At 42.0% G+C, this 14191-nt stretch carries 11 protein-coding genes; all 11 read right to left on the reverse strand.

Going from position 1 to position 14191, the window contains the following annotated elements:
- Positions 1-3 precede the first annotated feature (3 nt).
- Positions 4-3708 (reverse strand): SF-assemblin family protein, encoded by a 3705-nt coding sequence (locus ID47_RS02740; protein WP_038463566.1) that lies wholly within the window; start codon positions 3706-3708, stop codon positions 4-6.
- Positions 3708-5789 carry a hypothetical protein gene (locus tag ID47_RS02745; RefSeq protein ID WP_038463569.1) on the reverse strand — a complete coding sequence of 694 codons (2082 nt, stop codon included), beginning with the start codon at positions 5787-5789 and terminating at the stop codon, positions 3708-3710. The genes ID47_RS02740 and ID47_RS02745 overlap by 1 nt, the downstream gene beginning before the upstream one ends.
- Positions 5790-6353, reverse strand: a complete 564-nt coding sequence (locus ID47_RS02750; RefSeq protein WP_038463571.1) for a hypothetical protein — start codon at positions 6351-6353, stop codon at positions 5790-5792.
- The gene (locus ID47_RS02755; RefSeq protein WP_038463574.1) at positions 6353-8704 is read right to left on the reverse strand and encodes a hypothetical protein; all 2352 of its coding nucleotides are present in this window, start codon (positions 8702-8704) and stop codon (positions 6353-6355) included. The genes ID47_RS02750 and ID47_RS02755 overlap by 1 nt, the downstream gene beginning before the upstream one ends.
- The gene (locus ID47_RS02760) at positions 8704-9318 is read right to left on the reverse strand and encodes a phage connector family protein (RefSeq protein ID WP_038463577.1); all 615 of its coding nucleotides are present in this window, start codon (positions 9316-9318) and stop codon (positions 8704-8706) included. Before ID47_RS02760 ends, ID47_RS02755 begins: the two co-directional genes overlap by 1 nt.
- A 10-nt stretch (positions 9319-9328) precedes the next feature.
- On the reverse strand, positions 9329-9937 hold the full coding sequence (locus ID47_RS02765) for a hypothetical protein (protein WP_038463580.1): 609 nt from the start codon (positions 9935-9937) through the stop codon (positions 9329-9331).
- A 17-nt stretch (positions 9938-9954) separates the two neighbouring features.
- On the reverse strand, positions 9955-10800 hold the full coding sequence (locus ID47_RS02770) for a phage capsid protein (protein ID WP_038463583.1): 846 nt from the start codon (positions 10798-10800) through the stop codon (positions 9955-9957).
- Positions 10801-11018: 218 nt separating this feature from the next.
- Positions 11019-11822, reverse strand: coding sequence for a capsid assembly protein (locus ID47_RS02775; protein WP_038463586.1), 804 nt, complete (start codon positions 11820-11822; stop codon positions 11019-11021).
- A 5-nt stretch (positions 11823-11827) separates the two neighbouring features.
- On the reverse strand, positions 11828-12193 hold the full coding sequence (locus ID47_RS02780; protein ID WP_038463589.1) for a hypothetical protein: 366 nt from the start codon (positions 12191-12193) through the stop codon (positions 11828-11830).
- A complete protein-coding gene (locus ID47_RS02785) occupies positions 12180-13727 on the reverse strand; it encodes a portal protein (protein ID WP_156956621.1) in 1548 nt (515 codons plus the stop codon). Before ID47_RS02785 ends, ID47_RS02780 begins: the two co-directional genes overlap by 14 nt.
- Positions 13724-14185 (reverse strand): hypothetical protein, encoded by a 462-nt coding sequence (locus ID47_RS11595; protein ID WP_051908483.1) that lies wholly within the window; start codon positions 14183-14185, stop codon positions 13724-13726. Before ID47_RS11595 ends, ID47_RS02785 begins: the two co-directional genes overlap by 4 nt.
- Positions 14186-14191 lie beyond the last annotated feature (6 nt).

The raw sequence follows: 14191 nt of genomic DNA on the forward strand, positions 1-14191 counted from the left end.
CCCCTAATATAGTGTTTTCTTTTGCTTCTTTTGCCCACGTAACTGTAAGCCTAAGGAATCCCTCAGTTGATCTTCGGCATAGTCCCAGATCTTTCTAACCATGAACGCATTTTGAGTCGGTATAAGTTGCCTGATAGAATAGAGGGTTCGGCTATCTAATTTCTTTTCTCCATCAAGCAGATTAGACAGAATACCAAATCCATGACCAGCTATACCAAATGTTGGACTGAGCGACTCAATGGCTTTCTGTGCAGAATAGAAGTGTCCTTCTTTCTCCAGACCTGTCACTCGACCAATGAAACCGCCCGTAAAGTTATTTGCCGTACTCGTGGCATCACTAAGGTAGCCTAGAACCCCCGAACGGTTGATTCCCGTCGTGATCCACTCTTCAACGTCTCGTTCTTTTACTTCACCATGATCGATGTAATCTCGAAGAACTTGTTGCAAGACCCCGAGGCCAACCATTGATGCCACACCTTGGACAACTTCGGCATCCTTTCTTTGAAGCCCCGCTAGAAAGTATCGTTGATAGGCAGCAAATCCCCAGGATTTGAATTGACCCAATAATCCGCCAAGCTGGGTAGAAAAGAATAAGGGTTTTTCTAAGCGAGGAGTAATAACTGTATTATCGATCAGGCGGGATATAGCTAACTTGAAGATTTCGGCTGCTTCTCTGTCGGCCCACCCTGAAACACCCGCCACGAGGACACCTTTATCTTTCTTACCGAATTTCTTAAATTGTTCTCCTATACGGGAGAGCATTCTTTTATCGATACCGTAAGAGGCGAGAGCAATTATTTCTTTATCCTTTAAAGATTTAGAAACTGAAGCACGGAGAATTTTAGCAGCCCCAACGTAAGCCGCCATAGTCTTCGTTTTATCGTTAATCCAATTGATGCCACTCAGAAAGGTGGTGGCTTTTGTCATTTTGCGGCTAACCTTTTCCAGGCCCCCTGATGTATAGGATAAACTTACATCTGATAAAGCTTGAATTCTGGTGCCTAAAAGCATTTCATTGACGACAGCTAAGTCTTTTATTTCTTGAAGGCGTTCCTGATAAATACTACCTTTAGACTTTTTAAGAAGGGTCCCAAAATTTCGCACGAAAGCTATAAGGGTATCTCCAATTGTGTTCTTAATACCGTGTACAAAAACAATTCCTCCCACATCAAAAGCCGAGGATATTCCTTGTCCACCAAGCAACCGGGCATAGTTCCCTGCTTTTAAAAAATTCAACAACTTAGCCCCAGAATAAGCATCTAGAATACTCGAAGCATTAAGATTAAAGGTTCCCCTAATTTGCGCAACCATAAGTTGAATATCGGAGATATCTTTGTCCCGTGCTTTCTCAAGAGCTTTTATTTTTTTGAGGCCATCCTTATCTGTCACGCCAAGCTGATTAATCATATTGTCGTATTTGTTATTTATATCGATAGCTCGAATATCATAATTAGGATCCGATAATTGTAAAGCGTTGAGTTCAGCGTCCCGACTTGCCTTAATTCTTTCAAGCATAGCTGCCGATTTAGGTTTCGCCTCTAAAATAGAATTTCTAGATGTTTGGTAATCGCGAACCATCTTTGCTTGTCGGTCTTTCGTTTTTTCAGAAAGTTCAGGGAGCTTCCCTACCTTCTCTTGAAAAGTTTTTTGCTCTTCTTGAAATCTTTGATCTAATACTTTAATCGCATTACGCCTTGATAGAACTTCAGCCGGAGTAGCCTGTTCGATGAATTGTCTTTCTTGTGTATAGGAATCCCGCAAAAGCTTGAGTTCTTTAGGCTCTGTAATTGAGGCTATTTGTTCTTGATAGTTTCTATCAAGCTCTTCTAAAAGGGCACTGCGGCGCTGAGGGACGTTGGGATCTTTAACTTTAATATTGTTAATTTTCGTTTGATAATCTTCTCGGATTTTTCCTATTTGATCTTTAAGATCAAGGCTTCCAAATTTTGATTGAACTGTGGCATCTGCCGCCATAGTATTAATATACCGCTTCAAGATGACCTCAATATCATTAACTAGAAAGTCCTCGATCATTAGATCAGGAATGTTAAAGACACGCTCTTTAAGCGGACCACGCTTCTTTGTCTGTAGTAATATGCCTGAATATTGAACTCTATCGGCATTCCCTCCTAGGATATTCTGAATAATTTGTTCTGATACTTCACCAAGTTCTGCTGCATCCAATGCAAGGTCAGCATCTCCCCGAAGCCAGTCTTGAACTACTCGTTTGAAATCTTCTCGTCGAGCGACGATTTTCTCCTTGTCATATAGCCGATGAACATAATCTGTGTCATCTCTTCTATATTTTTCATCCAATAGTCCTACGTCTATACTGTAGTCCCTTAAATAATTTAGTACATCTTTCCTCAGGATAGTCGCTGCTTCCCGTACTTCCTGTACAGGATGATTTCCGTGTCTTCGTAAGGCTTTGGCAACTTCAACTTTAAATTCTTCTAAAGAAAGAAGGTTATTTTTTGCTGCGATTCCATAAGCATCTACTATTACTGTTCTCTCAGAAGCAGGAAGAGGCCCTTCTCTTTTGGTATACTTAGCAAAGGCATCAGATGTTGTATTGAATAGGACAGTTAAACGCTCGCGTTTCATCTGCTCAACAATGGTAGACACAGGCATAGGAGAAGCTATGCCTAGGGCATTATCTTGGTATTGGAGCCCAGTATCAACCAATTCTTGGGCTACACGGCGTGTTTCTATGCTTTCGCTGGTAGCTGTTCTAACAACAGGGTTCCCTGCCGCTTTTTCAGCAAATCCCTGCCCTAAGATTTTTCGTAACTTTGCATCTGTCTTATTAGGAGCGGCAGCACCGAGAGACTTATAAATGTTAGTATCATTGCTTAAATCTTCGCTCGTAATGAGGATCTTATCCCCCCCTAAGTAATTTTCTCCCTCTTTCGGGATCTTTAAATCATTCTCCAATGCATTTGCTAGTTCTCCGAAGGTTCGATTGCTGGCCCTATAAGCGCTAATTCCCCCGATAGACCCTCCTAGTACACCTGATAGAAGCGTACCGGCAGTTATGTTTGCCGCAGACTCTCCAAACGTTCGAGTTTCTTGTGTAGAATGGAGCAACAGTTCAGAGGCAGACAGGCTGAGGATATTTGCTCTTGCTGTAGCGGCGCCCATTTTTAAAAAGGATTCCCCAGCCTTCAAGGATATCTTTGCTGCTGTACTAAAAGGAATTAAGTTAATTGGGTCAACAATGCCTGTCGCTAACCCCGCTACGACATCCAACCATCCACCGTCTTCCTGAACCTTTCTATATTCTCTTTCCTTATCAATACGTCTTTTAATAAATGCTAGTTGATAAGGTGTTTCAGCTTCTATTAGCCGCTCTTGATATTCTTCATATCCTATAATGTCGTCTAAAGGGTTAAAGTCGTCAGGTGTCTGTTTTAATGTGATTTCATCAGGTATTTCGGTTGCTGTATAAACGTCATCTATAAAGGAGCCTAGAGGATTGCCTCCGAAAAAGTTTGCGTTTATAAGGCTCCCAAAGGTGGGTGACTCTTGCTTCACCTCCTGAATCACGCCAGGTTTACCAAACATTGCTGTTTCTGCTGAAGGAAGCAATACTTTGCCGACTCCGGGCACATTAATTCTTCTCTCTTGCTCCTGCGCTATTCGATCATTCTTCTCAGGGCCAAATACAGGAAAATTTAAAGTAGGTTTAGGAGAAAATGCTTTAACCATTAATCAAGATCTCCCCGTTTTAAATCTTTGAATACTGCCTCGTAGTTGGGGTTGGGAGTTTCGGCCCTCTTCTTGGCGGCAAACTCCGAAGCTTTAATAATTTTATCTTTAATTGCGCCTGTAGCTGTTCCTAAAGCTACCCCAATAATCGAATCACCTGCAGCATATGGAGAGTCTTCAGAGACGAATCCTCTCATGGCTTCTTGGTATTCTTTAACCTCGGCCGCATTCTTAATCCTGGTTTGTTCTTTTCTTTTAATGTCTTCATTTAATGCCTTAACGACGGGAGCTGTATCGGGGGCGAACCGAAGAGTAACTCCTGTTTTCTGATCCCTAAGCGTGTCAAAGGAACCAGAGGTTGTTCTGTATAAAATAGGATAGGTGGGTCTTCCACTCTCCCATTCAGCAATGGTCTGGTTATCTGTGGTTATATAGATATCTTCATTATTTAGATCAGGTTTTACTGCTTTTACACCCTCTAATAGCTGTCTCCTTATCCAGGATTGATCTTTCAGGCCCGGAATGTTATAAGCTGCTGCCTTTTCTGGGGGATATCGTACAACGTTTGCTTGTCCTGTTACCTGACTTATACCAAATACTGATTTGGCTCTTTGCCTCGCCATTTCTTTTGCTACATTTATATCGCCTGTATAAACATAGGCTTCTTGGAAAAAACGTTCTGTGTCGGCTATAATACCTTCTTTGATATTTGGCACATCAATAATAGGAGCGCTTTTACCAATAAGCTTAAAGGGGGCATCGGCGGAAAAAAAAGCATTAAGTATGTATTCTGCATCAAAGGGAATATTCTTTAGTTCCTTCATCCTTTTATCTCTGACTGTTTTTTCTGCAGGATCAAAAGACATATCAACCATTTTGACTGCTTGCTCTGCGGAGACCCCTCCTCTGGTCAAATCGGACAGATTCATAGCGTAAGTTTGCCATTTATCACCGATATCCTCGAGAGCTTTAAAAGAATTATCCCCTATAGTTCTTATAAGCTCGGCCGCATAAACTTGCTCTTCAGGGGTTCCCGCTCTTATTGTCGCTCTAATATTGGATTTAACTGTTTCTGGGAGAATTCCCACTTTATCCACATAGTCTGATATTGCTTGTCCTCTATGGATAGGATCCATACCTTCAAGAGTTGGCATCACTTTTTGAACAAAATAATTATCTATAGCTTTCTTATCGAAGGCTGATTCAGGATCCAGATAAGTGTCCCCATTCAGAGCAGACCCGATTTTTTCTATACCCGCTGCAATCTGCAATTGTTCCTTACTTATCGCGGTAGCGGATTCAACAAAACTTTCAATCTTATCAAAATTATGCAAACTCATATCTGTTAGAGGCTTTAGTTCTGTCTCTAATTTCCCTTGAGCATCATAAAGTTTAAAGGTTTTCTTCCCATCCTTGATCGCCTGCCATGCCTTGGCTTTATCGGGTTGTTGCTCAAGCCACCTCAAAGTACCATCAAACATGAGACTCTGCTTAGCCTGCCTTTGTAACCGTACTTTTTTCTCTGCTGAAAATAGAGGCATGCCTTCATTTTCCATATTTAGGCTCTTCTGAAGGGTGAGCATACTATTCTGCACCCTCCTAGATGCATCAAAGGCTGTAACAGCATTATTGCTTAGCATATCGGCAGCAGCATGTTCCATGTCATTAAGCGATAGATCGATTAATGTTAGATTGTCTTCCTTAAGTTTCTCATTATTCAGAAATATTCTATTCTCAGCAGCCTTTGATATATGGGGCATGGCTAACATTTCAAAGCGCATACCCAATTCTAATTGCTGGTCTGGGGAAGTGTCTTTAGTTAGCCCCTTTAAGGCTGCATCAAAACCTTTTCTGAGGGCATCAGGATTATTAGGGTTTTTGCTAAAGATTTCAGAGATCAGGCGACGTGATGCAATTTCAAAGTCAGCATTATAAATCTCATCCGCAGTGCTTGTCATCTCATTAGCCATCTTCAAGGCATTCTGTTGCACAGCACCCGCTAACTGTTCTGGCGCATAGCTCTGAGGAAGATTAGGTACTCTTAATCCGAGCGTTCTTTGTTGATACAATGTATCTGCCATTTATAGCAATCCTCTTAAACCACTAACAAAATTAACACCTTGTTTAAATAAATCTCCCTCTATCCCTGCTCTCTCAAAACGCCCCATAGCTCGGCCTACGCTTGCATCGCTGCGAGTTTGGGCGGCTGCTGCTCGCATTGCAATAGCATCCAACTTTGATTGGCTGCGGAGATTTAACAGGTCATTCCCTGCTCGACGTCGGCTTACAATGTTTGCATCTTCTGCAGAGCTCACATCAAATCCTCTAGCGGCGAAAAAAGCATTTGTGGAAGCCATATTATTGAGGAGTTCATTACGGATCGCATTGGATTGCTCTGCTGCATTAGTCTCAATGTTGCTGGCTTGCAACTGTTGCCACATTGCACTCATATTAAGGCGATTCGCTGCCATGGAGGATGCTACTCTATTGGCATAGAGGCCCATGCCGGTGTTAACCATTGATCCTGCTCTATTAAGCAATGACAATCCTTTGGCATATCTATTGCCATATCCATTAGGATCCATAGAATCATCCGCCAGGGCTTGTTGCTTGGTGCTAAATATATTTGAGAAACTAAATGCCATTAGACGCTAGCCTCCATTCTCATTGCTAATACTATCAGTGGTGTTGGTTTTATTTGGGTTAATACAACTTGCCCATAAGCATCCCAACCTCTTAATCCTTCGATTCGATGAATTCCAGTAAAGACAGGTAACGGTCGATCAAGAAGCTGATCATTGAATCCCCTAAAAGAGACAGGGACATTATTAACGACAGCTGCCGATGTTTGATAGAACCAAACATAACAGCTGGTTATCCGTTTCTTTTCTCCCATCTTTTCTCCTACTAGTTGGAGAGCTTCAAAGGGCAAGGTCTTTACTATTGGAATGAAATTCAGTCCGATATCGGCGTATTCATTTACAGGCGTTTCCGTCGTAATCTGACCTCCAACAACCGTTTTATCCTCCAGGTACGCCCCATCGGCAAAAACGTTTACTACTCGTCCTTCCAGATGATCCAGCCCCGTTAATACAGTGGTAGGACCACCAACTGTCTTTCGAACAGAGCAGTCTCCCATAATATTATAATTGGCTCTTTCAAAGTACTTTACTTGCTGACCATTAATCGTTCGTTGAACAACCACATAAATATCTTCTTCATCTGCACAGACAGACGTTACCAATCCATCCGTTGTTGTTAAAGTGAATCCACGGACATTTTCTTCATTAATAAAGACACCATTTGTTAGTGTTCCATCTGAATTAACTATAAGCAGCATGTCGGCTTCATCGGAACTGGTACTGCGTCTAATATCAAAATCAACTGGCTGTTTGATTAAATGCGAGGCTAGAATTGAGATATTGCTTGATGTAAATGCTTGCTGATTTTCGTCAAACACTAGTTGGATGATGCTATTACCACCGCGTTGGACAAACATGATTACACCATTAGAGACGACCGGCCTTAATCCAAATTCACTACCCACTTCGGTTTGAGGAAAGAAGCTAATAGTCTCCGGAGTAAGAGCAGCACCTCTCGAAAGAAGCACTGATGACTCACCCCCTGATGTAAATAGGTTCAGTGATCTATGGGCTAGAAGATTGACAATTGGCTCTTCATTGTCGAGGTCACGGTAAAATCCATCTGAATCTCTAAAAGCTCCTCTATCAAAATCTAAATATTCTCCCAGGACAGAACCTACAATTGTTCGAGGTCGGGAACGCATCCCACCTATAAGCAACCGGCCTTGAAAGAAGGCAAGGCTCCTAATATAACCTCTCGTTGCTGACCACATAGGTTCAAAGCCACGCTGTATATTCCAATTGTTTGCTGTAATTGGATTGACATTATAAAAGGGAACCTCTGTTATCGCTTGAACAACGGTTGGACTTGTATAAGCTGTAATTCGCGCTCTTCCACCATTACCTTCAATAATTTGATTTACATCAGCGGCTGTAAAAGTATTAGCGCCAGCTGTTAAAGTTACCACCCCTATTACTGTGTCTGGCGTCAATGTTGTAGCCGGCAAAGTCTTACTCGGAACAAAATCATAGTAGGGTATATTCTGTGGTTGCCATGTATTGACAGACCAGTTGTCATCAGCACCCAATCTAGTTATTTCTTGAACATCAAAATCTTCATGACATATTAAGATTTTGTCACCACCAAATGCCCAGTTTATTGTTCTTAATTTATCTTCAGTAATTACAGTTGCCCTAATGTCAGCCTGGAAGATACCATTCCTATAAACTGCTATATTCCTATCAGTTAGCAACAAGGCATACCGTTGTCCGATATTGAATTTGTATCGAATCTGTCTATCTTGAGAGATCTCAGCTAACTCCCTCCAGACGTTAAATTCTCCGATAGAAACTGTAGAGGCTGCTAGATCCGTGGTTCCAATTCTAACAAACCGGAAATACCGGTAAGTTCCATTAACTCTTCTACGTTGAGTGTTAGCTGTAGTGGATATGGAAATTGCAGATCCAATATTAACCCAGGTTGAATTGTCTACTGATCCTTGGATGAAAAACTCTGTTGCATCTGTTCCGGCACTCAGGGTGGCGGATACGACATCAACAAAAGCAACGTTTGTTGGAACTCCTAAATCGTATCGAACCACAATATAGGGGTTATTTGTCCCAATGGCAGTGGTAGTGGTGAGAAATGTCGTAGGGTTATCATCATTAGCATTTGCTCCTGTACCACCATTTGGAGTGGTGATAACAAGGGTTCCTCCGGCAATACGTTCAACTTTATTGTGGACCTTATTCAAATACTCTAATGAATATCTTAATTTAAATCCACCTTCCGGTAAGCAAATCACATTTGTCATTTCAGCAGCGCCGGCTAGGTAAGCCTCATAATCATTTAAGGCCACAGCTTTTGGCTCTAACCATCCAGCAGTAAATCTATTTTGACGAATTTTTACCATTAGCTAAACCTTGCTGCTATTAAGGGATAGCTTGTAATGGGTTCTGAAGGTGCTTGCTTAGAGTTGATAGCCATTGCTTGTCCTACCAGTCCGCCTCTTAAATTATCTTGAGGTGAGCCCCAAGCTCTATAATACTTATCAGCTGCTAAATCTTGTTTATCTGTGAGGATAGGCGCCAATTTGGCAGCGAACGCCATGACCGCAAATTCAGTAAAATAAATTGGCCATTTAGAAGGGTCAACGTATTTCTGATAATCCACCCAAAGCTTGTTAACATCAGAATATATTTTATCTTCAAACAGCTCATAACGTTTATAAGATTGATAACCGGGGGCGTCAGATTCAAATGCTGCATGAAGCTTTAGCATCCCCACCGGTTGTTGGAACGAATAGTTCCACTCATTTATGGGTTTATCGGCTAGAAGTCCTAGCCGTTGCTTAAGCATATTGAAGCGCCAAGGATAAACTGAAAGAAGGTAGCTTGCATAATGATCCCATAACTCGCCGCATACCCCGGCTGCTTCAAGATTGCTTTGATCTTGAAAAGAAGAAATTGGCCTCAAGCCCAATTCAAGCAGGGCAAGGGAGCACACACTGAATTTAGTTGAGGCCATATCTTACTCCTTACAGAGTTACTTTGTAGATCACATAGAGAGGCACAGTATTGTCTGATGCACCGTTAGTTGTTGCCCGCAATGCATTACCCACTGCCAAAACGTTTGCTGCTGTCGGGGTTGAGTTGAAAACACTACCTGGACCAGAACCAACTTGAGTAACTGTGATGTTTCCGTTGGTTACGGCCACACCTCCAATGGTAATCGCGATCGTGTCGTTAGCTGTCGCGATTGCTCCACCAAGAACTGCTGTAATGCCACCAATTGTGCCAGCAACATTGGAGGTGATTTCAGCGAAGCTTGCAGTTGAAACATCGTCGATCTTAGTCGTAAGAACTGCAACGCCATCTGCGCCTGCAGCCAAGATAAACCCTGGAATCTTCGCCCCAATAAACACTTTGTTTGTACCGGTTATGGCTACAGGTGATGCTGCTAAATCAACAACATGCTGAACCTCAATTGTATCTCCAACCTCAAGTTGGTCAGCGATGGGTAGGAAATAGTTGTTAGCTGTAATTGTTGCTAGAGTATCAGTCGTCCGATAAGTGTATAATTGAGCGGACTTACCACGACGGGATTGATTCCCAATCTTTCCTAAACCTTGAATATTAAATGCCATTTGTCTTAACTCCTTTACTAGACTACGAGGGTGTCATCGATAGTACCTTGGACGATACCGTCGTTATCAATGTTGATTGCTCCGGCAAGGAGCTTACCAGTTACCAACCAAGATGTTTTTTCAGGCACATAATTGATTTCAGTAGATTGAGAAATGCCTTCAGCATAACCGATCGCATCTTTGTGCCATGCATAAACTGTCCGATTTGCACCTACTAACGGCAAGCCACCTTCTAAACGTGTTTCAATCATATGGAACTTGAAGCCAACGAATGTGTCAATTTCTCCGTTAACCAAAGCTCGTACAGAGTTGAAGTCTGAAGATGTTGCTGCTGTTGTCCCTAAAAGCTGTTGTACGCCAGCTGCACTTAAAGCAATATGGCGGTCTGACATAGGCACACCTTTGTCATCTAAAATCTGTTTGTAAGCGCGAAGTTTGCCCATGTTCATGGCATTACTACCACCGACTCCTACTGCAACTGTATTAGCGGTAGCTACTGCTAAAGAATTATCTAGAATGATTTGATCCACGCGACGCCCTAAAGCATTGGCGACAGCTAGGACAAGTTCACGATTTTCATCAAAGTTGACTTGAGCCTGAGCAAATAGATCCGTATATTCAGGTGCAACCCATGACAATAGATTAGCTACTGCTCCTGAATGATCGATATTCATGGGGGTAACATCGGTCTGGAAAACCCGCTGCTGAGCGAGGCCCTTACCCATTTTAGGAAAACGGTATGTGGAACCATTCACTCCGGTACGTTTTCGTACTGTATCTATGAGTTTTGATCCTGATTGATAGGCTTGTTTGACTTCTGCGTCAAACTGAGCGATAAAACTGTTTGGTAATTGTACAGACATTAATGCTGCTCCATTAAAAGTTAAACCATTGAAATCGCTCTCATTTGGCCTTTGCTCTTAATGGGACTGACTTAAAGCCAGGTAGCCATTGCATAAGGGGTGATTGCTCGGATTAGCTTGTCCGACAAGCTTAGTCTTTCCTAAGAGCCAGTGGGTCATTTTACCGATTATCCACAATAAAATTATAACATAGTTACGCTTAAATATAAAATAGATGACTACTTGTATACCCGTTCAAAATATTCTTTTACTTTGCGCTGGAGTACAGGATCCTTTTCATAATCAGGCGATGCTAGAATCTTATGAATTTCAGCTTCAGATGCATGATCTGTTGACTCACCAATACCTGTGGGAATATTGGCAATGTGACCAGATACATTTCTTAAGATGTCTAAGAGTTTAATCTCATTAGCGGAGACAGGCATATTCACCAAAGTATCAAAGTGTTCTTGATTAATGACGCCTTGTTTCAAGAGGCTACGCCCCCAAGATCTAATGTTCGTGATGATTTGTTTACCATCCGCGCCAAGTTTCCCTATTTCCTCTTCATACATCTTTTGAACATAAGCTTCACCGAGTTGGGGATTGTAAGCACTAGGATCCTCTTCCTCACTATAAGTATCATGTAAATCTTTAATTAAGGAGTTGAATTGTTCTTGAGTCAGACCATTCTTATGAGCAATAGCTTTAAACTGGCCTAATTCTTCCTCGTCCATCTCTAAGTCTTCTGCATCTAGATTGTAATGATCGGCAGTTTGAGGGACATTGTGAAATCCTTTGGACAGCTTCTGACGAAGGCTCAAGGCTTTCTGTTGTTCTTCTTTTAACGCTTTGAGAATCTCATCTGTTTTATAAGCGCCTTCTCCTTCATTCCAGAAGTGATCAGGAATGCCGTCAGGCCGTTCAAACTTTTGTTTCCCATTTTCTAAAACAACATCTTGATCTTGTACGCTTGTATCTTCAATATCATTCTCTTCTATATCAGTTAGCAAGCTACGCTCTTCTACGATATTCTCTTCCATTTTCCCTACCCTTTAGTTGCCATTATAGACCTTGTGATTGCCTCTCTTGGGCAATAATTCTGACCATCCCGCCATATTGCGTAATTTCTAGATTGCTCACCATCACATTGAGATGAATATGTAGGTTGATCTAGATACTTATGTTTCCAATATTTTAAAACCCATTGCCCGGCAGATGTGCTGAATGCTTCAAAGAACATCTTGTTGGTGAAATCGTTTTGCCGTTGGATATTATCCTGGTTGTCCTTTGCTTGAGTTTCAGTATTTCCAAAGGGATCCCATTCTTTTTGAGAGATATCTGGGCTCACTTCTTTCATGCTGTCATAAATATCTTTGCGTAAATCTTCGAACATATTATTAGGCTGCTGCACTGCTCATCCCCGCCATTTCTGCCATTTGTTGCATTTGTGCTGCTTGTTGAGCTTGCGCCATAAATTGCTCACGCTCTTCCTTGGTTCTTAATAAATCTTGCGTCATGCCACTGTCTCTTGCCAAAATGTACGGCAAATCTTCCATTTTGTAAGAAGCATTGACAGCTTCTAGGCCAGCAAGAGCTTGTGCTGTTTGAATAGTTTGTATAGTATTTTGCATATCAATAATCCCTTGCTCTTTTGCAAGAGGAGATACCACACGGACTTTCAACAACATATTATCAATTGTAATGAGTTCTGGTGGGATATCGCCGAGAACTTCTTTCTCATACATGATGGTCAGCATATTCTGCCACAACGGCTGTACCATTTCATACTGCAAGCGACCAAAGTAAGACTGGACGTCAATTTGCCTGCTTTGGCCTCGGAGTGCATATTCTGTGGCAGACCTAACCGCACCAATCTCAGGAGGCATACGGTCATTCATCATGATTGTTTTAATATCGTTCTGTAAATCAGCAAGCATGAACTGCTGCATATCTAGGTTGCCAGCACCTGGTAACGGCGCAATAGATGGTCCATTAGCGCCGGCATTGCGAGAAACAGGGATCATCATGCCAGGACTTAAGACAAGCGTATTAGGATTAATGATGTCAGAATCAGCTACAGTGTACATTCCAAATGTACTCATCTGAGCGGAACGAATCATTAATTCTTTGGCCTTGTTGTACATCTGAAGATCTTCGAGAGCTACGATGACTGGCCCACGTCCATAGGGCTCTCCAGGAACTTTACCAAGGCGAGTAATTACCCATCCGCTGCGTGACATTACTGATTCGACGAACTTATCCTGCGTGCTGTTATTAAAGACTTCATAGTAGTATTTTTTACCAACTTTATAAGTAACCTCTAATACTTCCACATCACAAAGAGGGTTGCTATTGATAAGCCTTTGCATTTCCGCAGATAACCGTGCCGTCGGCCATGTCTCTTTAATTAATGCAGCTTCAATCTTATGCTTACGAAAAATCATATAGACACGACCATAACCGTCTTCTACCAAAGTTACTTGTTCTGGGGGTACAGCTGTAAAAATGAAAGGAGCATTATCATCTCCTTCACTCACCAACAAGCAAGATGTTCCAACAGCTAAGTCATAATAAGATTCGGAGATTGCAACATTAAAATTTGAAGCATCAAGCATCTCAAAGCCAACTTTAGTAAAATCGCTGTAGGCTTTATTGAGCTGATCGCTGATTTCTTCAGGGACTGAATCACCAGCTTTTAACTCAACCCACCGCTTGAAAGGAGGAGTTAAGCTAGCTTGGATATGGTTAACAAACCGATCAACAACTTGAGTTCCTAGGGAAGTATAATTGTTGTAATTCTTCCTCTGACCTGGAACGGGGTTGTTGTACATATTCCTGTTAGGAATAGCAATCCTATAGGCACGTTCATACATATCTCTGAAGTTTTCCTTCAGGCTACATGCTTTACTATAACGCTTAAAGATTTGGGGCGTAGTTTGTCTCAACCGAGTGTCCTTCTCATGTTGGGAACACCAACTTCATCTTGAGATAATAAAGAGCGACGGCCTCGTTTACGCTTGGATCTTATTGCATCACTTTCTTCCCGTTGAAGCCGTTCAGTTTCTGAATCAGTACGGCGACGTTGTTCAGCATCAATAGCTCTACTTTCATCCAATGCTTGTTGTTGAAGTCGTTGGTTTTGGCTGTCGGCAGCCCGAGCTTTTCTCATCGCTCTACGCTGTGCTGTTGCTTGGTATCCAGCTGTACCACCAGCAATAGCACCCGCCGGTCCGCCAGTAAAAAAACCACCAACTGCTCCCGCTACAGCTCCCCCATACTTCTTTACGTCTCTCTCGACTCTTTTAAGGTCTTTCTTAATTCTCCCTATAGGATCTTTAATATCACCGACAATTCTTTTACCAGCTCTTTTGGCAAAATTACCTATTTTTTTAAACAGACCCATGAAACA

Source organism: Candidatus Paracaedibacter acanthamoebae, from assembly GCF_000742835.1.
GTDB lineage: Bacteria > Pseudomonadota > Alphaproteobacteria > Paracaedibacterales > Paracaedibacteraceae > Paracaedibacter > Paracaedibacter acanthamoebae.